The sequence below is a fragment of the Spirosoma gilvum genome (assembly GCF_054776815.1).
In genome coordinates this window covers 404,502-430,369 of record NZ_BAAHBH010000005.1, presented here as the reverse complement: position 1 = coordinate 430,369, position 25,868 = coordinate 404,502, and the positions used below count along the sequence as shown (strand labels likewise).

The window sequence follows — 25,868 nt, the reverse complement described above, 5'->3', positions numbered from 1 at the left end:
GCAATGAATGACTATCTATGACCACTGAATGACTAACTACTTATGGCCTATTCGTGTACGATTGGCGGGTTTACCTATCGGTTTGACGGTCTGCGGGAGCTACTGGCTAAAGCGAGTCCATTGCGTTCCGGTGATGGGTTGGCAGGTCTTTGCGCCGACAGTTATGAGGAGCGGGTTGCTGCTCAGATTGCCCTCGCCGATGTTCCGCTGATGGCGTTCCTGAGTGAGGCTGTTATTCCGTACGAAATCGATGAAGTAACCCGACTCATTATCGATACACACGATAAAGCCGCCTTTGCGACGGTTAGTCATTTTACGGTTGGCGACTTGCGTGACTGGCTACTGAGTGATGAAGCCGATACAAGTGCGCTGTTACAGATTGCTTCTGGACTCACGCCCGAAATGGTAGCCGCCGTCTCGAAGCTGATGCGTAATCAGGATTTGATCCTGGTGGCAAAAAAGTGCGAAGTGATCACCCGGTTTCGGAATACGCAGGGATTACGCGGGCATATGTCGGTGCGGCTGCAACCCAATCATCCTACCGACGATGCCAAAGGAATAGCCGCCAGTATAATCGATGGGCTATTGTATGGGAGTGGTGACGCGATGATCGGCATTAATCCGGCTACCGACAGCCCGGCTACCACGTCCCGTCTGCTGTTTATGCTGAACGAACTGCGTGAACGGTTTGCCATTCCAACCCAGAGTTGCGTACTCAGCCATGTAACAACGACCTTACAGTTAATTGAGCAACGAGTGCCGGTCGATCTGGTGTTTCAGTCCATTGCCGGAACCGAAAAGGCCAATGCCAGCTTTGGTATCACGTTGTCGCTGCTTCAGGAAGCCTATGAAGCCGGGTTATCGCTGAAACGAGGGACGATCGGATCGAATCTGATGTACTTCGAAACCGGTCAGGGGAGCGCGTTGTCGTCTGGGGCACATCATGGCGTGGACCAACAGACCTGCGAAGTACGGGCTTATGCCGTAGCCCGACATTACCAACCGTTTCTGGTCAATTCGGTGGTTGGGTTTATTGGACCTGAGTATCTTTTTGATGGAAAACAGATCATTCGAGCGGGTCTGGAAGATCATTTTTGCGGTAAGCTCATGGGCCTGCCGATGGGAATGGATATTTGCTATACGAACCATGCACAGGCCGATCAGGACGATATGGATACCTTGTTGACCTTGTTGGGTGTGGCGGGTATCAACTTTATAATGGGCATCCCCGGTGCCGACGACATCATGCTGAATTACCAATCCACCTCGTTTCATGATGCACTGTATGTACGTCGGGTGCTCGGGCTTCGGCCAGCGCCGGAATTTGAAGACTGGTTGCTTCGGCAGGGCATTATGGATCAGCAGGGCAATCGGTTGTCGAATCAGGCGCAAAAACAGCTTTACGCAGCTTTGGTGGGGTAAGTGGCAGGGTGCCTGGCGCAGGGGGCAGGGAGCTTCGTGCAGGGGTAGAGGGGAGGCTCAGCTGACGGGGGACAATCCATGCGCGAAGTACCCTGCCATCTCTGCCACTTACCCTTCGCGAAGCATCCATGATATAAAACACAATGAGCGAACTCAGAAAAACAGGAATCGAACCCGATGAGTGGGAATCGTTGAAAGCCTATACCAACGCCCGAATTGCATTGGGCAGAACGGGTGTTTCTATTCCGCTCCGTGAATCGTTGCAGTTCAAACTGGCACATGCCCACGCCAAAGACGCGGTATACTCTGCCTTGAATGTAGCGGATTTGCAGGGACAGTTAGCTCCGCTTGGATTGCCGGTCTACTGTGTTCGGAGCTGGGCGATTGATCGGGATATGTTTCTCCAGCGGCCCGATTTTGGCCGACTATTGGATAAGAATTCGGCAGCACAGCTTCAGGGACTCAACAGTCCGGCAGCGGATATTAGTATCATTGTGGCGGATGGTCTTTCGGCTACGGCCATTACCCAGCATGCCGTTTCGGTCGTAAGCGAGTTGGTTGATAAAGTCAGACAGGCTGGCTATTCGTTGGCACCGATTGTACTGGTTGAACAGGGAAGGGTAGCGATTATGGATGCTATTGGCAGTTTGCTCAACGCTCGTCTGTCCATTATTCTCATAGGAGAACGGCCTGGTCTGAGTTCGTTCGACAGCATGGGCGCTTACATTACCTATGCACCCCGCCCCGGCCTGACCGACGAAAGCCGAAATTGTATCTCAAACATTCGCGAGCAGGGATTAGCCCCCGCCTTGGCAGTCGATAAAATTATGGACCTGATTCGGTCGGCTTTCCGGTTGCAACTCACAGGCGTTCAGTTAAAAGAAGATGATGGGGGTAACGCGGACATCCTGTCCGCATAATTTTAAATAAACAGCAGGCTATTCCTGGCTGAAATAACCATTTTTAGAAGCAATTCCTGTTGATATGTGTTATACTTTTGGACACCCAAAGGTTGATAATGTGTCGGCATTCCGAAAGCTTATCAGCAAACGACTAACAACGAGCGACAATCATGAATATTGGTGATAAAGTCCGGTTGCTCCGGGCAAAAGAGCAAGGCGTTGTATCCCGGTTTTTACCCGGCGATATGATCGAAATAGAGATTGAAGATGGCTTTCGCATTCCGGTTATGCGTTCGGAACTGGTACTGGTTTCGCCCCTGGAGGCAGAACGGCTTTTGAAGGCAAACCCATATGACCCCCAGAAAACAATAGCACCTGCTGCTACCACCATTCTGGCCAATCAGGGTATTTATCTGGCGTTTATTCCCATCAACGACCGCGAGTATACATTGCATCTGATCAACAACACCGACTGGGAATTCCCGTATATCATAGGCGAAGAATCGGCGCCTACGGGAGGAGGTGTTCAGTTTAGGGGTTTACAAAGTGGTGTTCTGAAGCCTAAGTCGCAGCAGAAAATGAACGACCTATATGCCCATGCCCAATTTGAAGCTTGGCCTACGTTTGTGGTGCAGGGACTCTGGTTTCGGGCCGGTAAGTCGTCGTTGCGCCAACCGTTTATGAAACGCTTTAAAGCACGGGCCGCAACACTGTTTAAGGAGAAGATAAAGGCACCTATTCTGAACCAACCCGGTTTCCTGACCCAACTGGATGCCGATTCGGCCGAACCAACACAACCGACCAGCCCATCAAGTAATCGACCTGCACAACCTAAAACAATTCGGCCTGAGGAATTGAAAGCGGAGATGCTGAAACCCAAAGCGGAACAAACCAGCGTCTCAATCGAACGGCCAACATCCATAGTGGATCTGCATGTGGAAGCCCTTTTACCAAAAGGATCGGGTAATCGTACTCCGGCTGATTTGTTGAAACTGCAACTGGAAACGTTTGATAGAGCGCTCGAAAATGCTATTGCCAGTGGCATGAGCGACATAACGTTTATTCACGGTGTAGGCAGTGGCGCATTACGGACAGAGTTGCACAAGCGATTAGGCAAGCATCCGAACGTCCGGTTTTTTGAAGACGCTCAAAAACAGAAGTTCGGCTACGGTGCCACTAAGGTGACGATTAAATGAATAATTGATAATGTATAATAATGGATAATGAAGCGGCCTTTGTTCATTATTCATTGTACATTATCAATAAGCGGTGTATCCAACTCAGCCAGTAATTGACTTGTGGTTAGGTATTTCTGGTAATGCCTAATTTCTTCATTTTCGACTCCAGGGTGGTTGGGATAACGTCTAAAATAGCGGCTGCACCGCTTTTACCACTTACTTTCCAGCGGGTCATTTCCAAAATCGACAGGATGTGTGCCCGTTCGCATTCTTCCAGGGTGATGGGACTTAGCTTTTTATCGAGCGTGCTTCGTCGGCTTAGCCAGTCGCCTAATTCGAGTTTGCGGCCCGGTGAAATGATTAGCGACCGCTCAACAATGTTTTCCAGTTCGCGGATGTTGCCGGGCCAATTATAGGACATTAGGGCATCGATCACATCCTGGCCTATGCTGTCAATCCGACGACCGATGCCGGGACCGTGTTTGGCGCAGAAATGCTGAACCAGCAGGGGAATGTCTTCTTTTCGGTCGCGCAGGGGTAGACTCTGGATCGGAAACACGTTCAGCCGATAGAACAAATCCTCCCGAAAACGGCCCTCCATCACTTCCTTTTCCAGATTTCGGTTCGTGGCCGCGATGACCCGAACGTTTACCTTCAGGGTTTTGCTGCCGCCCACCCGTTCAAATTCGCCTTCCTGCAATACCCGCAGCAACTTGGCTTGTAGCTCAATGGGCATTTCGCCAATCTCGTCTAGAAAAATAGTACCGCCATCGGCCAACTCAAACCGACCGATCTTTTGACCCGTCGCTCCCGTAAATGCCCCTTTTTCGTGACCAAACAATTCGCTTTCAATAAGCGTAGCGGGCAGTACGGCGCAATTGATCTTGACCAGCGACCGGTTTCGCCGACCGCTCAGGTTATGCACGGCCCGCGCCAGCAACTCCTTGCCCGTACCCGATTCGCCCAAAATCAGCACAGTAGTGTTGGTTGGGGCTACCTGCTCCACCTGCCGCAGTATTTTCTGGAACGGTTTACTCTGGGTGACGATCTCTTCAAAATTACTGCTCGATTTAATCTCCTCCCGCAGATAGGTATTCTCGGCCTGAAGCTGATTTTTAAGCTGTTCAACCTCGGCCAGTGCTTTGGAGAGGGCTTCGGTGCGTTCGGTTACGCGTTGCTCAAGGAGTTGGTTAGCTTCCTGCAACTCTAGTCTCAACCGGCGAAGGCTTAAGTGCGTATGGATGCGCGAAAGAACCTCCTGAAGCTGAAAGGGCTTGGTAATGTAATCGACAGCGCCCATGTTAAAGCCATTGACTTTGTCGATGGTTTCGGACAGGGCCGTCATGAAAATAACGGGTACGTCGCGAGTTTGGGGATCAAGTTTAAGCCGTCGGCAGGTTTCAAAGCCATCCATGCCGGGCATCATTACATCCAGCAAGACCAGGTCGGGTCGGGCGTAGCGAATTTGCTCAATGGCACTTTTACCGTCCCGTTCCACCAGCACCTTGTAGCCATGACTGCTCAGGGTTTCGAACAGGATACTGATGTTGTTGGGCGTATCGTCAACAATCAGAATATTGGCTGGTATGTGGTCATTCTCGTTAATCATGGGTTTTTAGGCAGGTTTTAAGGTATTCCCGGATTTGCTTTGTGTCAAACACATTGGCCATCGCTCGCACTTTTTTCGTAAAAAGGCCATAAGCCGGATCGAGCGAGTCGATTTGTTGAAGCTGGGCCAAAATGCCCTGAATATCACCCGTCATCGCCAGTTCATGTAGCGTTTGCAAATATGATAAGGGCGGTAGTTGACCGGGTTCAGCCACTCTGTTCTCATCCGACGCATCGGAGGCAGTTATATCGGTGGTATTGTTCCATTTTCCATTCTCCAGTCCTTCGATACGAGTAATACTCAGGAGCTTATTAATCAGGGTTAGCAGGTTGGCACCACTTTCCTGAATCACCCGAACGCCTTTTTGCTGGGCTTCATTCAGCGATGTATCCTGTTGCAGCAGTTGCGCAAACCCCAGGATTCCATTGAGGGGTGTGCGTAATTCGTGACTCATATTGGCCAGAAATTCGCTTTTAGCCCGGTTGGCCGTCTCGGCGGCTTCTTTGGCCGCTTTCAGCGCAACGGCTTGTTTTTCGAGCGCTTCATTCTGTTGAACCACCTGGACTGTTCGGGCCTGCACCAATAATTCCAGTTTCGTTTTTTCGTTGGTGAGGTGGCGCGTATAGAAACGAATAAGCCCGACAACGCCTAGAGCAATGGCAACGCCATAGACCAGATACGCCAGCCTGGTCTGATACCAGGGGGGGCGCACAACAAACACATAGGCACTTTCCGGGCTGAGTTGCCCGTAGGGATTTCGGGCACGCACGAAAAAGGTGTACATGCCTGCCGGTAGATTGGTGTATTCCTTTTTGGGCTCTTTGGTCCATTTCGACCAGTTCGTATCGTCCATCATCAGGCCGTGCCCCATCAGCCGATATTGAAACTCGTTGCCACCGGTACCCACGAAACTACCGGCGGCAAACTGAAACGCAATAGCCCGGTCGGCATAGGCAAGCTGAACACCAGATTGTTTAGCTGATAAGGGTAGCAGCGAGTCGGACTGCGTAAGGCGAACCCCACGAATGATCGACTTAAACGGTTTTGAAGGCTGTTTATGGGTACCGTCGTAGCGATACAAAGCCTCGTCATTACCCATCCAGACAAGGCCATTGGATTCGGGCAGAATGGCAAATCCACCCCGCTGAATCGGCAACAGGCTCAGGCTGTCGTAGGCAAATGCGCCATTTCCCCGATGCCGCAAAACACCCAGTGGGTTAGCAAACCAGATGGTACGCTGCCTGTCCTGCGCAAAAAAAGGCGAGCCCACTTTGGGGTTTCGGAAAAGAGCGGCAAAGCGGGCATCTTCGTAGAACCGGTCTGTTCGGGTTGAATAACGATATATACGGTTCTTGGTTGTGAAAAATAACCCTTCGGGTGCCGATACTACATAATTCCAGGTTACCTGATTTAAGCCTTTTGACAGCCCATAGTGTCGGATCGTTGGGTTTAACCGAATACCGTCTGACAGGTCGACGTAAAAGAACCCCTGTAGGTGCGTGCCAATCCAGAGATTTCCCTGGGAATCGGGTACAATCGACCAGCACTCGCCCGAAATACCTCGCAGCTTGCCTACCCATTGAAACCTCCCCTGCTGGTAGCGTAGGACGTTGACGCCATCGAACATGGCCGCAAAAACAACCGTGGTATCCACTTTCGATCGCGCCAAAGCATAGGCCATGCCCCCCGGCATGGCTACCGATTGCTGCAATACTCCATCACGAACCCGCAATACAGCATCCATTGATCCCACCAGCAAATCCCGCCCAAACGAGAGCATATCCCAGCAGGGCGACTCCGAGCCGCGAATGGACCGAAACATGCCGGTCTGTTTATCCAGATACGTCAGTCCTGTGTTTGTGCCTACGTAGAGCTGCTGCTGGTGCCGGAATACATCCCATACCGTAGCCCGGATGTTCTGGCTTTCGCCAAAGCGGGTGATAGGGTTATTGATCTCCAGTTTGTCGATTCCATTGGCCAGTCCTGCCCAAAGCGTTTGCTGATGGTCGAGAAACAGGCTATGCACTCGATTTTTCGTCAGGCCATTCTGCTCATCAATACGCTGCACGAGTCGACCGTCGGCTTCCAGAATTCGAATACCTTCGCGCAGGCTTGCAATGGCGTATCGGATTGTTCCGGTAATCGTATCGGGTAGCGCAATGGCCTGAGAAATATCACTTTGCCGAATCCAGTTATCTTCCGACGTGGTCAGCGGAGTGGCGGCTGGCTGAACGGACCGCTGGGGTAAGGTCGCTCCATCGTAAATCCATAGTCCATCCTGTTGTGTAACCAGCAGGAATTTCTGTTGCTGATAGGGTAGAATGGACTGAATAGGCATGGTCGCCAGCGATGCGCCACCGGGTATGAGCGAAAATGTTTCGTTGCTGCCCAGTTGCATCAGGCCAATGCCTTCCTCCTGAACCAGCAGCGTTCGTCGGGCATAATGCGCCAGCCGGAATTGCCGTTTTGGATACCATACCCGCACCGGTTGGTTTGGGCGATAACGGATAATCTTCTCGAACGTGCAGAAATAAACCCCATCGGGTGTGCAATACAGCCGCCAGACGGGTGGAATATGCCGATCCGAAGCCGGTAGTTGATCCGACAGCGATACATAGTGCATATGGCCGGTTGGCGTAGCCTTCAGGTAGCCGAAATCGGTTTGGGTTCCCACGAAAACGGTGCCATTCTGGTCGACGTCCAACGATCTGACCGTCAGACCAGGCACCTCAATAAGCTGCCAGGATGCCCCATCATATTCGAGCAATCCATTGTAATTGCTCACGTAGAGAATGCCCCGGCCATCCTGTACAATGGCTCGGTTTTCGGGGTGTGCCTGATAGTCTTTGGGACTAAAATGCTCCATCAATGGGCTACCTATTTCCTGCCCGATGACAGGCAGGCTGATCAGGAAGCCGACAACATAATGCAGCAAGTTGAATTTCATGATTTGTGGTTGAGTAGGTGTATTTAGGAAGAAGAGGAGGGTAGTTAAGCGGATAAACTGGCTTTCAAATAATCGCGCATTCGCTTCATGTCGAACTGACGGGCCATTCCCCGGATAATTTGAATAAAATCGTCCCACTCCTGGGTTGTCGTAGCCATTGTATCCAGCCGACTGAGTACGCCCTGAATATCGCCCGTTAAGGCGGTGGCATACAGGTCTTCGAGTAAATGAATGGGAGGCAGTTGGGCTATAGCGGCTGGGTAGCCTTGGTTTTGCCCATGTGTCGTCAAACGACCTTCGGCAGTTGTGGCCGGGAAATAGGTCCAGGTTAGTTGTAGCTGAAACTGAATCACACTCAGCAACTCGTCCACATTGACGGGTTTAGGCAGGAAATCGTCGCAACCCGCATCAAGACTGACCTGCTGGCTATTGAGCACACTAGCCGACAGCGCAACAATCTTAACCGTTGAAAAGGTGGCTTCGCGTCGGAACTGCCGAACAGCCTCGAACCCATCCATGAGGGGCATTACCAGATCCATGAGCACCAGATCGGGCCGGTTTTCATGTGCCCGCTTCAGGGCCACGGCTCCATTCTCGGCTTCGATGGTTCGAAAACCCAGGGGTTCCAGCAGGTTTGTCAGCAGCGACCGGTTCTCCCAGTGATCATCCACAATCAGGATGGTTCGCCGACGACCTTCGTAGCCGTTAATTTGCTGCGGTTCACGGCGGTATAAGCCGGATGGACGCGATACGACAATAGCCGGTAACTGAACCGTTACCCGAAATGAACTGCCTTCGCCCGGTTTGCTAATGACCCGGAGCGTACCCTGCATGAGCGTAATAAGCTTTTCGGTTATAGTGAGCCCTAAGCCGGTTCCTTCCACAAATCGACTTTCTTCACGAAGTTGCTGAAAGGGTAGAAAGATCAGGTCTAATTTATCAGGCGGGATGCCAACGCCGGTATCATCGACCTGAAACGTTAGCTGATCGCCAGGCTGCGGAATCACTTTTAGTGAAATGCCCCCCCGGTCGGTAAATTTGACGGCATTGCCCAGTAGATTGATGAGCACCTGCCGCAGTTTTCGCTCGTCGCCCACTACCATTTCGGGAAGGCTGGCCGGAGACTGGAAATAAAACGACAGATTCTTCTGTTCGGCCTTCACCCGGATCAGGCTGACAATGTTGGTTATGAGTTCATTCAGATTGAACGGTTTGTGGTCGACCTCCAGTTTCTGAGCTTCTATTTTCGAGAGGTCCAGCACATCATTGATCAACACCAGCAGATTTTCGGCACAGTTATGAATGATATTGATACCATGCTGCTGATGATCGGTCAGGCTGCGATCGCGCTGAAAAAGCTGTGTATAGCCCAGAATACCATTGAGTGGAGTACGGAGTTCGTGGCTCATATTGGCCAGAAACTCACTTTTGGCCCGGTTGGCCATTTCAGCGGCATCTCGGGCTTTCAGATACTCACGCGTTCGCTCAATAACAGTTGCTTCGAGTTGCTCCTGCGTTTGGCGAAGCTTTTCTTCGGCGACTTTTCGCTCAATTTCGGCACCCGACCGCGACGCAAAAATGCGCAGTACGCTCAGGTATTTCTGCTGGTTCAGCAGGGGCCGATTGTCGCAGATGGCAATATGCCCAATAACCTGCTGCTCCCGGTCGTAAATGGGTACGCCAACGTAAGATTCAATACCCGAGTCCTTGACAAAATTCAGCTCAACATCGTAGGGATAGTAAAAATCCCGGCCCTGCATCACAATACTACAGGGGGTACCGGCCAGGTCGTACTCAATGTTTTCGAGCAGTTGACTGTGCTCGACGTAGGCCAGGGTTCGCACACGTGTTTTTTCGACGTTGGCACATTCGGTAACGAGCGCAAACCGAACCTGAAGCGTAGCCGTGATGTGTTGCACCAGACTTTGGAAAAAATCCATACCCGTTACACCCGCCGTTCCTTCCGAAATGAGCCGTAGTGTTTCGTCCAGTTGGCTACGCTCGGTCACATCGCGCAGAAAGCAGCATAGGTACTGCTCGTCTTCAAAATAAATGAAATTGATGCCGACTTCTGCGTGCAGGATAACGCCATCTTTCCGGCGCATCCGGGTTTCGAACGTCTGGGTCTGTACGTTTTCCAGCGATTGCCACAAGCCAGCAAATTTGTCGGCATCATAGTCGATGCTAAAATCCGGGAAGGAAAGCTCCCTGAGTTCGTCAATCGAATAGTCCAGCAATAGCCCGGCTGCTTTGTTAGTCCTGTGTACCTGACCCTCATGAGCGATGAGCAAAATAGCTTCGAGGGCCTCCTCAACCGTAAAGTGTGAGAGGTGTAAGGTTTTCTCGTCTGTGTTTAAACGGTCTGTCATGACCGGATTGGATTTGGTTTTAGAAATTGACTACAAAAAGTATAGAAACAGTCTTCCGGGAAGTCTCTCAATTTCCGTTCCGGTTCCAGAAATTGCCTCAGTAAGTGGCTTCACAGAGTAAGGCAAGCGTTTCTCTACGAAAAAAGTAAAAAGATTAGTCGGTCATGGACGGGGTGATTCACGAAATATCCGAATAGTTACGAAATATCGTGAAATTCTTGGCTTTACTCCTGAAGAGTTGGTATACAAAACCAACCCTTATGAGAAGGTGTCAGATTACACGCAATTGTCAATCGTCTACCCGTTATTGGTCTGCTCCATGGGCTGGTCCGAATTAATTTTTTCTCCCGATATGCCAAAAACTCCTGAAATATCGGGACTTGATCAACCATTGGCATGGTCTCTTACTCGAATAAAATAGCCTTTTTTAGGTCGTAAAGAGGGATTTTTGCCTTTTCTTTCAACTGGTATGGTGTTGGCATTCTAAAAACCGACGGGCTGCTGAAATACAGTAAGTAGCTAAACGAAAATAAAACGAATGACCCAAACCATGACTACACATACTTACGACATCATTATCATTGGAACCGGCTCCGGGGGTGGGACAATTGCTCAGCGGCTCGCACCATCCGGGAAGCAGATCCTGATTCTGGAACGGGGCGATTTTATACCCAAAGAGAAAGAAAACTGGGATGTTACGGAAGTAGTGGTCAATGGCCGCTACCGCACCGATGAAGTCTGGTTCGATAAAGACGGCCAACCGTTCAAGCCCTTCACGCACTATGTGGTGGGCGGCAACAGTAAGATGTACGGAGCCGCCAGTTTCCGGCTGCGAGAATCCGATTTTCAACAGACACAGCACCAAACCGGCATTTCGCCCGCCTGGCCGCTGACCTACGCCGATTTTGCGCCTTACTACGATCAGGCCGAACAGTTGTACAGCGTTCATGGCATCCGAAGCGTTGACCCTACCGAACCGCCCGCCCGCCAGCCGTACCCGTTTGGTCCGATTACCCCCGAACCTTTTGCCGAAGAATTGTACGAAAACGTTCAGAAAACGGGCCTGAAACCATTCCCGATTCCGATGGCGGTGCGCCTGGCCCAGGACAAACCTGAAAAGCCAGATGCGCCGACCGTACTGGGTAATTTCGACGGCTTTCCTGATCCGTCCGAAGCCAAAGCCGATGCGCATGTAACGGGTGTCCGGGTGGCTTTACAGTATCCAAATGTAACGCTACTGACCAATGCCGTAGCTACCCGACTCATTACGGATGCCGCCGGAAAGCGCATTACGGCGGTGCAGGTGCAGCGAAACGGCCAGACAGAAATCGTTGAGGCCAATCTGGTGATTCTGGCGGCAGGGGCTATCAATTCAGCGGCTTTGCTGCTGCGTTCGGCCAACGAGCAGCATCCCAACGGATTAGCCAATAGCAACGACATGGTAGGCCGAAATTACATGGCGCATATTAACGGCTGCCTGATTGCCTACACGCCCGATAAACTGAATACCGCTGCGTTTCAGAAATATTTCTGCATCGGCGATTATTACGAGGCTACACCCGAAAACCCATCCCCATTGGGCGAAATTCAGTTGATGGGCAAAAACGACCCGCCCACGGTGGTTGATTTAGCCGCCGGGTTTCTGCCCGACAAAGACGCGGCCTGGCTGTCGGCCCACAGCATCGACTTCTGGCTAACCGCCGAAGACCTGCCCGATCCTGAAAACCGAGTAACACTTACCCACGATGGCGCCATTCAGCTCATTTACCATCGCGACCGGAACAACGTGGCGGCTTTTGAAGCCCTGAAACAAAAGCTTAAAGACCTGTTTGTGAAGCTAGGCGACATCGACCCGGCTCTGAAAACTGTCTACTGGGCTGGTTACGACCTGGGCATCAGCGGGGTTTCACACCAGTGTGGTACCCTCCGGTTTGGTGACGACCCAGCCACATCGGTGCTCGATGTGAACTGTAAGGCGCATGAACTCGACAATCTGTATGTAGTCGATGGGAGCTTTTTCCCTTCGTCGGGTGCCTACAACCCCTCTTTAACCACCGTTGCCAATGCCCTGCGCGTCGGCGATCATTTATTGGAAAACGTAATCTAATGAAGAATGTATAATGAATAATGGATAATGCAAAATGACAGCCAGGCACGCCCATTATCCATTCTTCATTATACATTATCAATTACCTACCCCATGCTCTCCCTCTACGTAACGCCACCCGGCCATCACTTAGCCACAGAACCCATCTTTCTGGCGGGAACTCTGAATAGCTGGCAACCTGGCGACGACCGGTTCCGGCTGACGTACGATGAAGCATTGCAGATGTTTGTGATTCAGTTACCTACATCGGGCGAGGGGATTGAGTACAAGTTTACGCGGGGAGCATGGAGCAGTGAAGAGGTTGATCTCTATGGCAATCCAATCAACAACCGGGTTTGAACTGCGGAAGATGGATCTGTCAGTTACCTCCGCATCGAAAACTGGCGCGACCAGGGTGACCAACATACGGTAAAAGGGCAGGTGTTTTGCTGGCAGGATGCGTTCTATATGCCCGAACTGGCTCGGCATCGGCGGATTTGGGTATATCTGCCGCCTACTTACGAGCAGAATCCCGAACAACGCTACCCGGTGCTGTACATGCACGATGCGCAGAATCTGTTTGATGGGACAGAAACGGGTTCCGAAAACTGGCACGTCGACCATGCTCTCAACCGACTCTATGCAAATACGGGCTGGGCGTGTATCGTGGTCGGTATTGAGCATGGCGAAACGTTTCGGTTGGCCGAATATTCAGTCGTGCCCAATCCAGAATATGGCGGTGGGGAGGGAGGTGCGTATCTGTCGTTTCTGACCGGCACCCTAAAGCCGCTCGTCGATGCCACGTTCCGCACCTTACCCGATGCAGCAAACACGGCCATGATTGGCTCATCGATGGGTGGACTGATTTCGGTGTATGCGGCTCTGAATTATGGCGATGTGTTTGGGAAAGTGGCGGCTTTTAGCCCATCGCTGTGGTGGAGCAACGACGTATATAGACTAGCGACAGCCGTTCCTTACAACTTTGTTCATAAGCTCGTACTACTAGGTGGTCAACGCGAAAGCACGTCCATGCTGCCCGATCTACTGGCGCTGTATTACACGCTGGTCGACAATGGCTATTTCGAGCATAAAATCCATCTTGATTTTTATAACGATGGAACTCATGCCGAATGGTTCTGGGGGCGGGAGTTTGAGCGGGCGGTACGCTGGCTTTTCAATGAAGCAATGGCCCCAGCCCTCGAACAGCCTTTTGCGAAGGTTGATGCAGGTAAGCGGAAAATCAGGCTGTTGCAACCGTTCCTAAAAGCCGATCTGCTCAATGGCTACGGTAAAGTGATTTACAGCCTCGACGGTACATCGGGCAACGTACCCGACTCCGAACCAGTGATACGCCTGCAACCCCATTGGCACGGCTTGTTTGCACTCCGGGTCTTGCTGCCCAACCAACGAATCGAACTACAAAAAATCAGTTTGTGAAACTCAGTCTATGAAACTCACCCTACCTAAAACGTACGTTTGGCTTACCTTCCTTTTCCTATGTTCGCAGGCATGGACGGGTCATGCTCAGTCGGTTAGCGAAGTGATCCGGCCGACGGTAACGGTATCAGACCTGGATCGGGTGCTGCCGTTCTATACGCAAACCCTGCCGTTCGAACTGGTTGGTATTCAAACAGTACCCGAATCTGTGATTCGGCAGGTATATGGCCTGAAAGAGCCGGGTATTACGGCCCGAATCGCTACGCTTCGGCTGGGCAGCGAAACCCTCGATCTACTGGATTTTGGCAAGCCCGAAACTGGCCAGACCATACCCGCCGATTCGCGCAGCAACGACCGCTGGTTTCAACACGTGGCCATTGTGGTGAGCGATATAGACAAAGCATATAGCCTGCTCCGTCAGCAAAAAGTAGCGCACGTTTCTTCGTCGCCCCAAACACTACCGTCTTACCTAACAGCCGCTGCGGGTATCCGGGCTTTCTACTTCCGAGACCCCGATGGACACGTACTGGAACTGATCTGGTTTCCAACCGGTAAAGGCAATCCGAAATGGCAACCATCCGCCGACCTACAGACGAACAGACCCCTCTTTCTGGGTATCGACCATACGGCCGTTGGCAGTGCTGATACCGATTCGTCGCTAACGTTTTATCGGGATGCGCTGGGGCTCAAAATTGGCGGTTCGAGCGAAAATTACGGCTCCGAGCAGGAGCATCTGAATCAGGTGTTTGGTGCCCATCTGCTCATTACGGGGCTTACCAGTGGCAAAGGACCGGGTGTTGAACTGCTCAACTACCTCGCTCCGCCGGGTGGCAGACCTTATCCGGCCTCGTCGAAGGTGACCGACCTCTGGCACTGGTACACCGTGCTGCGGGTCAATCGGCTAGACGACGTGTATCGAACCCTTCAACAGAAAAAATACACGCTCATTTCGCCGGGTATCGTACCGATTTCGTACCCAGGCATTCAGGCCAGCCGGGCGGTGCTGGTGCGTGACCCCGATGGCCATGCCATGCTGCTGTGCGAATAGATTCTCTTTACTTAATCAATCCTTCCATTCACAAAAAGTTAGTTTCCATGAAAACAAACCCATTCCTTACACTCGCAACATGCCTGTTGCTGACTGCTCCTGCCTTTGCTCAGGTGCCTACTCGTACGGAGAATAAGTACCTCCAGAATCTCGATGCCAATGGTTGTGCCGCTCAGGGCTACGACTGCGTGGACCTGGTCAATATTTCTGACAAAATCGTCAAGGGCAAAGCCGAATTTGAATCGGTGTATCAGGGGGCCAAGTTCTGGTTTGAGTCGGCGGCCAACAAAGCCACCTTCGATGCTAACCCCGACAAATACGCGCCCTTGTATGGTGGATTCTGCGCCATTGCCGTATCAGAAGGAAATCTCCGGCCCACTCAAATCTGGACGCACGCCCTGACGCCTGACGGCCACCTGACGCTGAACCACAACGCCAAAGCCCTCAAACTCTGGAAAGGCCGACTAACACACAATTATAAAAAAGCGGAGCAGAACTGGCCGACCGTAAGCCAGAAACCTGCCCAGTACGACATTCTGCACAAAGACGAAACCCAGGAATCACTGGCAAAAACTTCCTTTGAAGGACCAGCCATGTAAATATTTTTTTGTCATTCCGACGCAGGAGGAATCTTCGGATATGTATAGTCCTTTCTCCTGCAGCCGAAGATTCCCGCTCCGGCGGCCCGGTCTTTCGTCGGAATGACAAAAAACACTCAAAGACTTTTATTAGGGTGTAACCACCATTCTACTTGAACAACTTATCATGAACTTATTCCGAATAATCCTGTCTGGATTCGCCATTATGCTTATTCCATACGGTGTGCAGGCTCAGGTCAAAACCACCTACACACTCACGCAGGCAAGCTGCAAAAAAATAGCCGCAGCCGCTATTAACTATGCCGTTGACAACGGGGCACCCGGTGGTAGCATTGCCATTGTGGATGCGGGAGGGCATCTGCTCTACCTCGAACGGATGGACAACACCTTTGCCCAGGCTGCCGAAGTGTCGTATCAGAAAGCGCATACGGCCGCCATGTTTCGCAAGGATACCAAAAACTTTGAAGACAACATCAACACAGGCCGGGTGGCCCTCACGACCGTTGGCCCCGTGATGTTGCAGGGCGGTTTGCCCATTCTCTATAAAGGCGACGTGATTGGGGCCATCGGCGTAAGCGGTACCAAAAGCGCCGACCAGGATACCGAAGTAGCCAAGGCCGCCGTAGCCGTCAAACTCGATTAAGCATGAAATCAGTTACCATAAACAAATGGATAATGAATAATGTAGAATGGATAACGGTCAACAGGAATCGCTTGTCCATCAGGTCATTATGCATTTTGCATTGTACATTATTCATTATTCTTCCCTTGCTGGCGCAGGCGCAGGAAATCAGGGAGTTGGCGTGGGGGAATCCGATGACGGTAGTGGATTTACGAACCACGGCGGGTAGTCAGTTGGTAAAGGCAAACTGGCGGAGTCTGAATGCCCAAATCAAACCCGCTTCGTTTAAAGCGCCCGGTCCTTCGGCCACCGGAACGCCGGCCGCGGACAAATTGCCGCTCTATCCAACGGGTAAATCGGTGAGCACCAACACCCTTGAGCCGCGCTTCGGAACGCCCGCTTTTGAGCAGGCTAACTGGGAAACCGTTGCCGCCACCGACCTCGAAGCCCGCCGGGGCAATGGCCTGTTGAGCCACGTCTGGTATCGAACTTCCGTAACGATTCCTGAGCGGGCAGGTGCTGTGTCGGTAGCGGGTACACGGGTGCTGTTTGAGGTAGTAGCCGACGATTACAGCGAGGTTTGGGTAAATGGTCAGCTTCGCAAATCGTTTGGTGCTCGGGCCAACGGGGTTATCAACGGCTACAACGCCCGCCAGCGAGTATGGCTTACCGACCAGGCCAAACCCGGCGAAACCTTCGACCTGGCGATACTGGTTACCAATGGCCCGATTGCCGATTTGCCCAACAATTATGTCTGGATTCGGAGCGCTACCCTCGACTTTTACGCCGAAAAGCCCGTACCTGCCGACTGGAAAAACCTGGGCCAACTAACGATGGTGCAGGACGAACTAAAACAGGTGATAGACCCCTCTGCCCGAATCGAGAAAGTGGCCGATGGTTTTCAGTTTACCGAAGGCCCGGTCTGGCACCCGGACGGCTACCTGCTCTTCAGCGATCCCAATGCTAACGTCATCTACAAATACGACCCCAACATGGGTAACGTAACGGTGTATATGACCAAAACGGGTTACACGGGTTTCGACATTGGCGAGTACCACCAACCCGGCTCCAACGGTCTGGCTATCGACCCATCGGGCCATCTGATTGTGTGCCAGCACGGTAACCGGCGCATCATTCGCGACGAGATCAAAGGGCCGATGACGGTTCTGTCGGATGGTTACGAGGGTAAAAAACTGAATAGCCCCAACGACCTGACCGTGAAGAGCAATGGGGATGTGTACTTCACCGACCCACCTTATGGCTTGCCGAAAGCCTATGACGACCCGCGCAAAGAGCAGCCTCATTCGGGTGTATATCGGATTCACAACGGCAAAACCGAACTGTTGACTACCAGCCTTGGCGGTCCGAACGGCATTGCGTTTTCGCCCGATGAAAAATACCTCTACGTGTCGAACTGGGACATTCGGGACATCCACAACACCAAAACCCTCTGGCGATTTGAAGTCAGCCGTGGCGACGGACCGTCCGGCGGCACACTGTCCAATGGCAAGGTCTTTTTCGACATGAACACCACCGACGATGACGAAGCGCTGGACGGAATTAAGGTGGACACGAAAGGGTACATTTTCGTGTCGGCTCCGGGTGGCATCTGGATTATTTCGCCCGAAGGCAAGTATCTCGGCAAAATCATCGGTCCCGAACGGCCTGCCAACATGGCTTGGGGCGACGATGGCAAAACGCTCTACCTGACAGCGCATACAGGTCTTTACAAAATCAGAACCCTCAACGGCGGAAAGCTCGCAAAACCATCATTTAACTAACCAGTAAGATGTTTCAAAAACCCAACCAACGATTAGTCGGCCAGACGGCCATCATTACCGGAGCCAGTTCGGGCATCGGAAAAGCAACCGCTCTTTCATTGGCAATGGAAGGGGCCAACGTGGTTGTCAACTACATCGGCAACCCAGCCGGAGCCGAAGAAGCTGCTCAACTCATTCGGGAAAATGGCGGTCAGGCCATACTTGCTCAGGCTGATGTGAGTAAAGAAGATCATGTACAGAAAATGTTTGCCGATACGATTGCCGCCTTCGGTACGGTCGATATTCTGGTCGCCAATGCGGGCCTGCAAAAAGATGCCAAGTTTATCGACATGAGTCTGAAAGACTGGCAGTTTGTGCTGGATGTCAACCTGACCGGGCAGTTTTTGTGCGCTCGTGAAGCCGCCCGTGAGTTTCTGCGTCGGGGCCCACGGCCGGAGGTGTCGCAGTCGCTCGGCAAGATTATCTGCATGAGTTCGGTGCATGAAATTATTCCCTGGGCGGGTCACTCCAATTATGCAGCTTCAAAAGGTGGGGTTATGTTGCTGATGAAGTCCATCGCTCAGGAATTGGGCGGTTATAAAATCCGGGTGAACAGTGTAGCTCCGGGTGCCATTCGCACGCCCATCAACCGACCCGCCTGGGAAACCCCACAGGCCCTGTCGAACCTGATGCGTCTCATCCCCTACAAACGCATCGGCGAAACCTCCGACATTGGCTCAACGGTGGCTTGGCTCTGCTCCGACGAAGCCGATTACATTCACGGGCATACGATGGTGGTCGATGGCGGTATGACGCTGTACCCTGGTTTTGAAGATAATGGATAAAACCGTTTACAGTCTTCTGTTTGCTGTTTACAGTTGGCTGACGCTACGGTGGCTAGCGCATAAATAACTGGAGGGTCAAATAGAACAGAAGACTGAGAACTGTAAACAGAAAACTCTTACCCATGAAAACTCAAAAGAAACAACCAAACACTGTGGCCGAACGGGTTCGGTTGCAGGAGCAATACAGTGGTAAACAAGACTGGTTGCACTGGGGGCCTTATTTGTCTGAACGACAGTGGGGAACCGTACGGGAAGACTATAGCCCGTATGGAAATGCCTGGGAGTATTTCTCCCACGATCATTCCCGCTCAAGGGCGTATCGGTGGGGTGAAGACGGCATTGCCGGCATTTCGGACGATAAACAACGGCTTTGCTTCGCTATTGCCCTCTGGAACGGTCAGGACTCCATTTTGAAAGAACGCCTTTTCGGGCTGACGGGTAACGAAGGGAATCACGGCGAAGACGTGAAGGAACTGTACTACTACCTCGACAGTACGCCCACGCATTCGTACATGAAACACCTCTACAAGTATCCGCAACGGGCGTTCCCCTATGCCGACCTGGTAGAAACCAACCGCTCCCGCGACCGCCATCAGCCCGAATATGAGTTGCTGGATACTGGAATTTTTGATAATAACCGATACTTCGACGTATTTACCGAATATGCCAAAGCGTCGGAACAGGATATGCTGATTCGGATTACGGTTCATAATCGAGGACCCGAAGCCGCTCCCGTACACCTGTTGCCAACGCTTTGGTTTCGGAATACCTGGTCGTTTGGGCAGATTCCGGCTAAACCCCGGATTCGGCGCGGTGCCGACACCGAGGGCGCGGGTAGCCTGCTGACCGAACATCCCGGACAAAGTCCCTACACGTTGTATTTTGAGCCGACCCAAACGGTGTTGTTCACTGAAAATGAAACCAATACCGAGCGGATTTTTGGCTACCCGAACGCGCACCCGTTTACCAAAGATGCCTTTCATCGGGCTATTATTGGTAACGAGTTTGACACCCTGAGTCCGCACGTCGAAGGCTCGAAAGCGGCTCCGGTTTATCAGCTTACCATCCCGGCGGGCGAGTCAGTTACGGTCAAACTGCGACTCTCACGCAGTGCCAATAGCAAACCGCTTGGCGCGGAGTTCGACCAGCTATTTGCTCAGCGCCTTCAGGAAGCCGACGAGTTTTATACGGCCATTCAGTCGCCGGAGGCCGATACCGAAACCAAAAACATTCAGCGTCAGGCGTTTGCCGGCATGCTCTGGTCGAAGCAGTTTTATTACCTCGACGTACCCCAATGGCTCGACGGTGACCCCGGCCAACCTGCTCCACCTGCTGAACGCAGACACGGCCGGAACAACCAGTGGCGAACGCTCAACAACGAAGACATTATTTCGATGCCCGACAAGTGGGAGTACCCCTGGTATGCGGCCTGGGATTTGGCGTTCCATTGCGTACCGTTGGCGCGGGTTGACCCCCAGTTTGCCAAAAATCAGCTTATTCTGTTTCTGCGCGAGTGGTATATGCACCCCAATGGTCAGCTACCCGCCTACGAATGGGCCTTTGGCGACGTCAACCCGCCGGTTCATGCGTGGTCGTGTCTGGCGGTGTATAAGCTCGAAGCCGCACAAACGGGCGTGGGCGATGTGGATTTCCTGAAACGGGTTTTCCAGAAACTGCTGCTCAATTTTACATGGTGGGTCAACCGCAAAGATGCCAAAGGAAACAACGTATTTGAAGGCGGATTTTTGGGGCTCGACAACATCGGTGTTTTCGACCGGAGCAACCAGATTCCGGGCGGTGGTCGGCTGGAGCAGGCCGACGGAACGAGCTGGATGGCGCTGTACTGCCTGAATATGCTCGAAATGGCGCTCGAAATAGCCAAAACCGATGTCACTTACGAAGACGTAGCCACCAAGTTTTTTGAGCATTTTGTGTACATCGCCGAATCACTCAACCGCCTGGGCGAAGACTGGGATGGAGCGTGGGACGAAAACGAAGGCTTTTTCTACGACATTCTGGAACTGCCCGGTCAGCAGTACATACCGCTAAAAATCCGGTCGCTGGTAGGGCTTTCGACGCTCTTTGCCGTCCTGAAAATTCCGAGAAGCATCTTTGCGAAACTCCCCGATTTTACGAAACGGATGCGCTGGTTCCAGCAATACCAGAAGCAGGGAAAAATGCACGTCGTTGTTGAAGATATTGACGAAAATCAGGATTTGCTGCTGTCGCTGATTCCACCAGCCCGGCTGGAACGGCTGCTCCACGCCATGCTCGACGAAGGTGAGTTTCTAGCTCCGGGCGGCATCCGGTCTATCTCCAAGATTCACGAACACGGCTACTCGGTACATATCGACGGGCAGGAATTTGGGTTACGCTACGAACCTGGCGAATCGTCGAGTGGGTTGTTTGGAGGGAATTCTAACTGGCGCGGGCCTATCTGGATGCCGATGAATTACCTGCTGGTTTGTGCGCTCCGTACCTACCACAGCTACTATGGCAATCAGGTGCAGGTAGAGTTCCCGACAGGTTCAGGGCAGCAGATTTCGCTGGGCGAAGCGGCTGCTATGCTGGCCGACCGGCTTGTTGGTATTTTCCGGCCCGATGCCAACGGGTATCGTCCGGTCAATGGCAGCGAAAGCCGATATGCCACCGACCCGCATTTCAAAGACCTGGTGTTGTTCTACGAATATTTTCACGGCGACACCTCGCGGGGTGTTGGGGCCAGCCACCAAACCGGCTGGACAGGCGTAGTAGCAGATTTGATTGGATCGTGAACCGAATAACCCAAAGACTATCTTCATGAACCTTACCAATTTTGATGAACTCTCCGACCGCGAATGGCTCGTTACCAACGGGTTGGGTGGATATGCCAGTAGTACGTTGGCGGGTGCCAATTCGCGTCGGTATCATGGATTGCTGGTGGCGGCACACAATCCGCCAACCGACCGGCAAGTGCTGGTATCGAAAGTAGAAGAAACGCTGCTGACCGAACAAGGTGCCGTCGCTTTGTCGAGCAATCGGTATGGCGAGTTTGTGCATCCGCAGGGGTGGCAGCATCTGGTTTCGTTTGAACGATTGCCGTTACCAACCTGGCTTTTTCAGGTTGGCGAACACCAGATTGCCAAAACCGTATGGATGGTTCAGAACGTCAATACTACGCTGGTGTCGTATCAGAACCGGGGCCAAACAGCCGTCACCCTGCAACTGATGCCCCTGTTTGTGCAGCGCGATTACCACAGCCTGTTTCATCAGAACGATTTTTACGACTATTACATCGCCCAGACCAAACCCTACCTGAAGCTCTATGCCCACTATGGTGCCCAACCGGTATATTGGGCCTATTCGGGCGGAACGTTCGTCGAAAGTCGGGCGTGGTATCATCAGTTTACGTATCGGGAAGAGCAGAAACGAGGACTGGATTTTGTAGAGGATGCGTATTCGGTAGGCTATGTGGAGGTACGGCTGGAAGCTGGACAGGAGTGTTTTCTGACGTTTTCGACAGATGAAAATTTGCTGATTCCAAACCCTGTTGATTTGCGGGTATCTGAAATTCAGCGCGTTGCCGAACTGCGGGATACGCAGACGGAGCCGTTTTTGAAAGACCTTGTTCTGTCCGCCAATCAGTTTATTGTACAACGGCAATCGACCGGAAGCGAGACCATTATTGCCGGGTATCACTGGTTTACCGATTGGGGCCGCGATACCATGATTGCCCTGCGGGGGCTATGTATTTCGCTTGGTCATCAGCAAACGGCCAAACGGATTCTGGACACGTTTTTCCGGTATCTGGACGATGGCATGTTACCCAACCGATTCCCCGACAACAGTCAGGACCCGGTTGAATACAACACCATCGACGCGACCCTGTGGCTGTTTGTGGCGCTCTACGAGTACCACCAGCGATTCAACGACCTGGCATTTGTGGAGCAACATTACGAGCAGTTACTGGGCATACTCGACGCGCATCAGAACGGCACCCGCTACGGCATTCATGTCACCGAGGAAGGGCTGCTATACGGCGGCCGAGGCACCGCCCAGCTCACCTGGATGGATGCCCGCGTCGGCGATTATGTGGTAACACCCCGGCATGGCTGCCCGGTGGAAGTGAACGCGCTGTGGTACAATGCCCTCAAAATCACAATTTACTTTGCCCAGCAACTACGTCGAAAACCCGATATGTATGGGCTGATGCTCCGGCGGTTTGAGAAAAGCTTCCGGTCGGCGTTCTGGAATGAAAAAGGCTATCTGAACGATGTAGTTGTTCCCGGCAGCGCACCCGATGCCAGCATCCGGCCCAACCAGATTTATGCCCTCAGCCTGCCCTTTCCGCTGCTGAATAAAACCGATCAGGAGCAGATTCTCAAGATGGTAGAGGCCAATCTGTACACGCCCTATGGCTTGCGCACTCTCTCGTCCGACGACCCTGCTTTTGTCGCTGTGTATGGTGGCGATCCCTGGTTGCGCGATACGGCGTACCATCAGGGAACCGTCTGGCCGTTTTTGCTGGGCGAATACTGGACCGCCTACGTTCGGGTACATGGCGACACGGCCGCTACCCGCAAGCGTATGAATGCCGAACTGGCTACATTGAAACAGCACTTTTACGAAAACGACTGCCTGTGTGGTATCTCCGAAATTTTCGACGGCCTTCACCCGCAACACGGACGCGGCACCGCCAATCAGGCCTGGTCGGTGGGAGCCATTATCAAACTGTTGACGGATTATCCGGCACGGTTGCCTCGCTTAAAGAATGAAAACACTACAAAAAACTGGCCACTGTACTTGATTGAAGCCTGGGCCTTAGGCACGTTTATGGTGTCGGCCTCGCTGGTAGTGATTGCGGTCGAGTATCCGGCGTCGCCTATTCGGCAGGCTATTGATTCATCGATTGTTCGACGGGCCTTAATTGGCGTAACAATGGGACTTACCGCTATTAGCCTGATTTATTCGGGATGGGGTAAACGGTCGGGCGCACACCTGAACCCGGCTGTTACCATTGCCCAATGGCGGCTGAACCGGATTTCGACCGTCGATGCAGTGGCTTATATCATCGCTCAATTTGTGGGTGGTTCGCTGGCTATGGTACTGCTTGCCTGGCTCATACCCACTTATATGGCGCACCCGACGGTCAACTTTGTAACGACGCAACCCGGCCCAACGGGAATTTGGGTAGCGTTGGCCTGTGAGTTTGCGCTAGCCTTTGGAATGCTCACGATGGTATTGGCCCTCAGCAATTCGGTTCGGCTGGCTCCTTACACGGGCTATTTTGTCGGGCTGGTGGTGGCGCTGTATATCACATTTGAAGCGCCGTTTTCGGGTATGAGCATAAACCCCGCCCGTACGGTTAGCTCGGCCTTATCGGCGCAGGTCTGGACAGGATTGTGGCTCTATTTTGTGGGGCCGATAGCTGGTATGTCGCTAGCCGGCTGGCTGTATCGGTGCAATTACCGACGGCGTTATGGCCAGTGCCGCACCATGGCGATGCACCTTTCCGGTCAGAAAAATGGCTGCCAGACGTATGAAGTACTCTGGTGGAGTGAGGATAAGTCATGAAGTCATTTGGTTGTCATTAGTGGTCATTAATAGTCATTGATGGTCATTAGCTGAATGACGACGAATGGCTATCAATGACAACTAAATGACGCGTAGCGAATGACCACCAATGACTAATAATGACTAATTGAATAAACTATGAAAACAATTCTCGTAACCGGAGCTGCCGGTAATCTGGGCAAATCCGTTGTCGAACACCTGCACGAACAAGGGTGTCAGGTGTTGGCTACGTTCAGTTCCGACCGTGACCTTCAATTATATGACCACCTGCCCAATGTTCATTCCTTCGTAGTCAATGTGCTGGATGAAGCTAGTGTCAACGCTTTCATGAGCGATACGTCGGATTTTGATATATGTGCGGCTGTGTTGCTCGTCGGTGGATTTGCGATGGGAGGTATTCAGCAAACCGATGTTCGGTTGCTCGGAAAAATGATTGACCTCAATTTTATGTCGGCTTTCAACCTCGTCAAACCGCTGATGAATCGCTTTGAACAACGGGGAGGAGGCCAGTTTGTGCTGATCGGTTCTCGCCCGACGCTCAACCCCACTGAAGGGAAAGACGTATTTGCCTACGCCATGAGCAAAGCCCTTGTGTTTGAACTAGCCAAGCTCATCAATGCCGAAGGCAAACACACGCATACGACCGCTACCATAGTGGTACCAAGCACCCTCGATACGCCCGCTAACCGGGCCGCCATGCCCGACAGCGACCCGGCCCATTGGGTACCCACCGAACGGATTGCCGACCTGATCACCTTTCTGCTCAGCGACACCGGCCGGATGACGCGCGAAACCATTGTAAAAATCTATAACCGGGCTTAATCCCTACAATCATGATCCAGACACTGGTTATGCTGTTTTATGGCTACGTAGCTATCGGAGTCATTTTTGGGGTGTACTTTGTAGGGTGGGGAGCTACCCGTATTGATCACGAAGCCAAAGACATAAACCTGACTGTTCGGCTGTTGCTGCTGCCCGGCTCTGGTGCCCTTTGGCCGTTGCTTTTGCAAAAACTGCTTCGTCATCGGTCGTCTTCATCTGCCGATGCTAACCCTGTATTACCATGACACCGAAAATTCGACAAACACACCGGGCTATGTGGGGGCTATTAGCTGTCCTATTACCCATCGGGTTTATTTCTACACTGCGCCTGGACAGAGACCCACCTATCCAGCAACAAATCATTGATTTGCCCGTGCCAGACGCCCTTCCTATCGTGGTCAGAACCGTAGAGAAGTCGGGCATACAGGCCACACTTCGCCGTAGTAATCAGTTGAGCGATCCTCAGCTTGAACTCGTCGTTCACCAGCCGTTTGAAGCTCCTTCGGTAGTGGTCAGCGTGGTTACACCCACACGCGAACTAGCCATTGGCTCCGTAGATGTAGCGGGTATCTATCGGTTCGCGTTACCCGATTCAACACTGCACCCAACCATCAGATTGGTGGATGATCTCAAACACAGCGTTCTTCAAACCATTCAATTTTAAGATAG

19 protein-coding genes are annotated in these 25,868 nt (G+C 52.2%); 16 read left to right on the top strand and 3 right to left on the bottom strand.

Going from position 1 to position 25,868, the window contains the following annotated elements; translation table 11 throughout:
- The first annotated feature begins 42 nt into the window (after positions 1-42).
- The 3 genes from ACYVFD_RS15855 (at position 43) to ACYVFD_RS15845 (ending at position 3,520) form a co-directional block, all read left to right on the top strand.
- A complete protein-coding gene (locus tag ACYVFD_RS15855) occupies positions 43-1,422 on the top strand; it encodes an ethanolamine ammonia-lyase subunit EutB (protein WP_461091196.1) in 1,380 nt (459 codons plus the stop codon).
- 143 nt (positions 1,423-1,565) lie between these two features.
- Positions 1,566-2,342, top strand: coding sequence for an ethanolamine ammonia-lyase subunit EutC (eutC, locus tag ACYVFD_RS15850; RefSeq protein WP_461091195.1), 777 nt, complete (start codon positions 1,566-1,568; stop codon positions 2,340-2,342).
- Positions 2,343-2,494: 152 nt separating this feature from the next.
- Positions 2,495-3,520 carry a Smr/MutS family protein gene (locus tag ACYVFD_RS15845; RefSeq protein ID WP_461091194.1) on the top strand — a complete coding sequence of 342 codons (1,026 nt, stop codon included), beginning with the start codon at positions 2,495-2,497 and terminating at the stop codon, positions 3,518-3,520.
- Positions 3,521-3,626: 106 nt separating this feature from the next.
- On the opposite strand, the gene ACYVFD_RS15840 is transcribed toward ACYVFD_RS15845, so the two are convergent.
- Genes ACYVFD_RS15840 through ACYVFD_RS15830 form a run of 3 tightly spaced genes read right to left on the bottom strand, consistent with a single transcriptional unit; the run spans position 3,627 to position 10,427 of the window.
- Positions 3,627-5,111, bottom strand: a complete 1,485-nt coding sequence (locus tag ACYVFD_RS15840; protein ID WP_461091193.1) for a sigma-54-dependent transcriptional regulator — start codon at positions 5,109-5,111, stop codon at positions 3,627-3,629.
- On the bottom strand, positions 5,104-8,058 hold the full coding sequence (locus ACYVFD_RS15835) for a ligand-binding sensor domain-containing protein (RefSeq protein WP_461091191.1): 2,955 nt from the start codon (positions 8,056-8,058) through the stop codon (positions 5,104-5,106). The genes ACYVFD_RS15840 and ACYVFD_RS15835 overlap by 8 nt, the downstream gene beginning before the upstream one ends.
- A gap of 44 nt (positions 8,059-8,102) precedes the next feature.
- On the bottom strand, positions 8,103-10,427 hold the full coding sequence (locus ACYVFD_RS15830; protein ID WP_461091189.1) for an ATP-binding protein: 2,325 nt from the start codon (positions 10,425-10,427) through the stop codon (positions 8,103-8,105).
- A gap of 550 nt (positions 10,428-10,977) precedes the next feature.
- On the opposite strand from ACYVFD_RS15830, the gene ACYVFD_RS15825 reads away from it, so the two are divergent.
- From ACYVFD_RS15825 to ACYVFD_RS15765, 13 genes are all read left to right on the top strand, one after another.
- The gene (locus ACYVFD_RS15825; RefSeq protein ID WP_461091187.1) at positions 10,978-12,534 is read left to right on the top strand and encodes a GMC oxidoreductase; all 1,557 of its coding nucleotides are present in this window, start codon (positions 10,978-10,980) and stop codon (positions 12,532-12,534) included.
- Between the two features lie 93 nt (positions 12,535-12,627).
- Positions 12,628-12,873, top strand: a complete 246-nt coding sequence (locus ACYVFD_RS15820; protein WP_461091185.1) for a CBM20 domain-containing protein — start codon at positions 12,628-12,630, stop codon at positions 12,871-12,873.
- 108 nt (positions 12,874-12,981) lie between these two features.
- Complete coding sequence (locus tag ACYVFD_RS15815) at positions 12,982-13,950, top strand: alpha/beta hydrolase (RefSeq protein ID WP_461091183.1); 969 nt, start codon at positions 12,982-12,984, stop codon at positions 13,948-13,950.
- Between the two features lie 10 nt (positions 13,951-13,960).
- Positions 13,961-14,998, top strand: coding sequence for a VOC family protein (locus ACYVFD_RS15810; RefSeq protein ID WP_461091181.1), 1,038 nt, complete (start codon positions 13,961-13,963; stop codon positions 14,996-14,998).
- A 47-nt stretch (positions 14,999-15,045) separates the two neighbouring features.
- Positions 15,046-15,597 carry a YHS domain-containing (seleno)protein gene (locus ACYVFD_RS15805; RefSeq protein ID WP_461091179.1) on the top strand — a complete coding sequence of 184 codons (552 nt, stop codon included), beginning with the start codon at positions 15,046-15,048 and terminating at the stop codon, positions 15,595-15,597.
- A gap of 166 nt (positions 15,598-15,763) precedes the next feature.
- A complete protein-coding gene (locus tag ACYVFD_RS15800; RefSeq protein WP_461091177.1) occupies positions 15,764-16,240 on the top strand; it encodes a GlcG/HbpS family heme-binding protein in 477 nt (158 codons plus the stop codon).
- A 95-nt stretch (positions 16,241-16,335) separates the two neighbouring features.
- Positions 16,336-18,000, top strand: a complete 1,665-nt coding sequence (locus ACYVFD_RS15795) for an SMP-30/gluconolactonase/LRE family protein (RefSeq protein WP_461091175.1) — start codon at positions 16,336-16,338, stop codon at positions 17,998-18,000.
- 8 nt (positions 18,001-18,008) lie between these two features.
- Positions 18,009-18,824, top strand: coding sequence for an SDR family oxidoreductase (locus tag ACYVFD_RS15790; RefSeq protein ID WP_461091173.1), 816 nt, complete (start codon positions 18,009-18,011; stop codon positions 18,822-18,824).
- 122 nt (positions 18,825-18,946) lie between these two features.
- A complete protein-coding gene (locus ACYVFD_RS15785) occupies positions 18,947-21,598 on the top strand; it encodes an MGH1-like glycoside hydrolase domain-containing protein (protein ID WP_461091171.1) in 2,652 nt (883 codons plus the stop codon).
- 25 nt (positions 21,599-21,623) lie between these two features.
- Positions 21,624-24,377 carry an amylo-alpha-1,6-glucosidase gene (locus tag ACYVFD_RS15780; protein ID WP_461091169.1) on the top strand — a complete coding sequence of 918 codons (2,754 nt, stop codon included), beginning with the start codon at positions 21,624-21,626 and terminating at the stop codon, positions 24,375-24,377.
- Positions 24,378-24,515: 138 nt separating this feature from the next.
- Positions 24,516-25,199 carry an SDR family NAD(P)-dependent oxidoreductase gene (locus tag ACYVFD_RS15775; protein WP_461091168.1) on the top strand — a complete coding sequence of 228 codons (684 nt, stop codon included), beginning with the start codon at positions 24,516-24,518 and terminating at the stop codon, positions 25,197-25,199.
- A gap of 11 nt (positions 25,200-25,210) precedes the next feature.
- Positions 25,211-25,444, top strand: a complete 234-nt coding sequence (locus tag ACYVFD_RS15770; protein WP_461091166.1) for a hypothetical protein — start codon at positions 25,211-25,213, stop codon at positions 25,442-25,444.
- A complete protein-coding gene (locus ACYVFD_RS15765) occupies positions 25,441-25,863 on the top strand; it encodes a hypothetical protein (protein ID WP_461091164.1) in 423 nt (140 codons plus the stop codon). Before ACYVFD_RS15770 ends, ACYVFD_RS15765 begins: the two co-directional genes overlap by 4 nt.
- Positions 25,864-25,868 lie beyond the last annotated feature (5 nt).

Bases quoted from the DNA above. Each gene is read 5' to 3' on its own strand.
- ACYVFD_RS15815 (WP_461091183.1), top strand. From the start codon at position 12,982: ATGCCCGAACTGGCTCGGCATCGGCGGATTTGGGTATATCTGCCGCCT.
- ACYVFD_RS15820 (WP_461091185.1), top strand. From the start codon at position 12,628: ATGCTCTCCCTCTACGTAACGCCACCCGGCCATCACTTAGCCACAGAA.
- ACYVFD_RS15775 (WP_461091168.1), top strand. From the start codon at position 24,516: ATGAAAACAATTCTCGTAACCGGAGCTGCCGGTAATCTGGGCAAATCC.
- ACYVFD_RS15825 (WP_461091187.1), top strand. From the start codon at position 10,978: ATGACTACACATACTTACGACATCATTATCATTGGAACCGGCTCCGGG.
- ACYVFD_RS15840 (WP_461091193.1), bottom strand. From the start codon at position 5,111: ATGATTAACGAGAATGACCACATACCAGCCAATATTCTGATTGTTGAC.
- ACYVFD_RS15805 (WP_461091179.1), top strand. From the start codon at position 15,046: ATGAAAACAAACCCATTCCTTACACTCGCAACATGCCTGTTGCTGACT.
- ACYVFD_RS15770 (WP_461091166.1), top strand. From the start codon at position 25,211: ATGATCCAGACACTGGTTATGCTGTTTTATGGCTACGTAGCTATCGGA.
- ACYVFD_RS15785 (WP_461091171.1), top strand. From the start codon at position 18,947: ATGAAAACTCAAAAGAAACAACCAAACACTGTGGCCGAACGGGTTCGG.
- ACYVFD_RS15790 (WP_461091173.1), top strand. From the start codon at position 18,009: ATGTTTCAAAAACCCAACCAACGATTAGTCGGCCAGACGGCCATCATT.
- ACYVFD_RS15780 (WP_461091169.1), top strand. From the start codon at position 21,624: ATGAACCTTACCAATTTTGATGAACTCTCCGACCGCGAATGGCTCGTT.
- ACYVFD_RS15855 (WP_461091196.1), top strand. From the start codon at position 43: ATGGCCTATTCGTGTACGATTGGCGGGTTTACCTATCGGTTTGACGGT.
- ACYVFD_RS15835 (WP_461091191.1), bottom strand. From the start codon at position 8,058: ATGAAATTCAACTTGCTGCATTATGTTGTCGGCTTCCTGATCAGCCTG.
- ACYVFD_RS15845 (WP_461091194.1), top strand. From the start codon at position 2,495: ATGAATATTGGTGATAAAGTCCGGTTGCTCCGGGCAAAAGAGCAAGGC.
- eutC (WP_461091195.1), top strand. From the start codon at position 1,566: ATGAGCGAACTCAGAAAAACAGGAATCGAACCCGATGAGTGGGAATCG.
- ACYVFD_RS15800 (WP_461091177.1), top strand. From the start codon at position 15,764: ATGAACTTATTCCGAATAATCCTGTCTGGATTCGCCATTATGCTTATT.
- ACYVFD_RS15810 (WP_461091181.1), top strand. From the start codon at position 13,961: ATGAAACTCACCCTACCTAAAACGTACGTTTGGCTTACCTTCCTTTTC.
- ACYVFD_RS15830 (WP_461091189.1), bottom strand. From the start codon at position 10,427: ATGACAGACCGTTTAAACACAGACGAGAAAACCTTACACCTCTCACAC.
- ACYVFD_RS15765 (WP_461091164.1), top strand. From the start codon at position 25,441: ATGACACCGAAAATTCGACAAACACACCGGGCTATGTGGGGGCTATTA.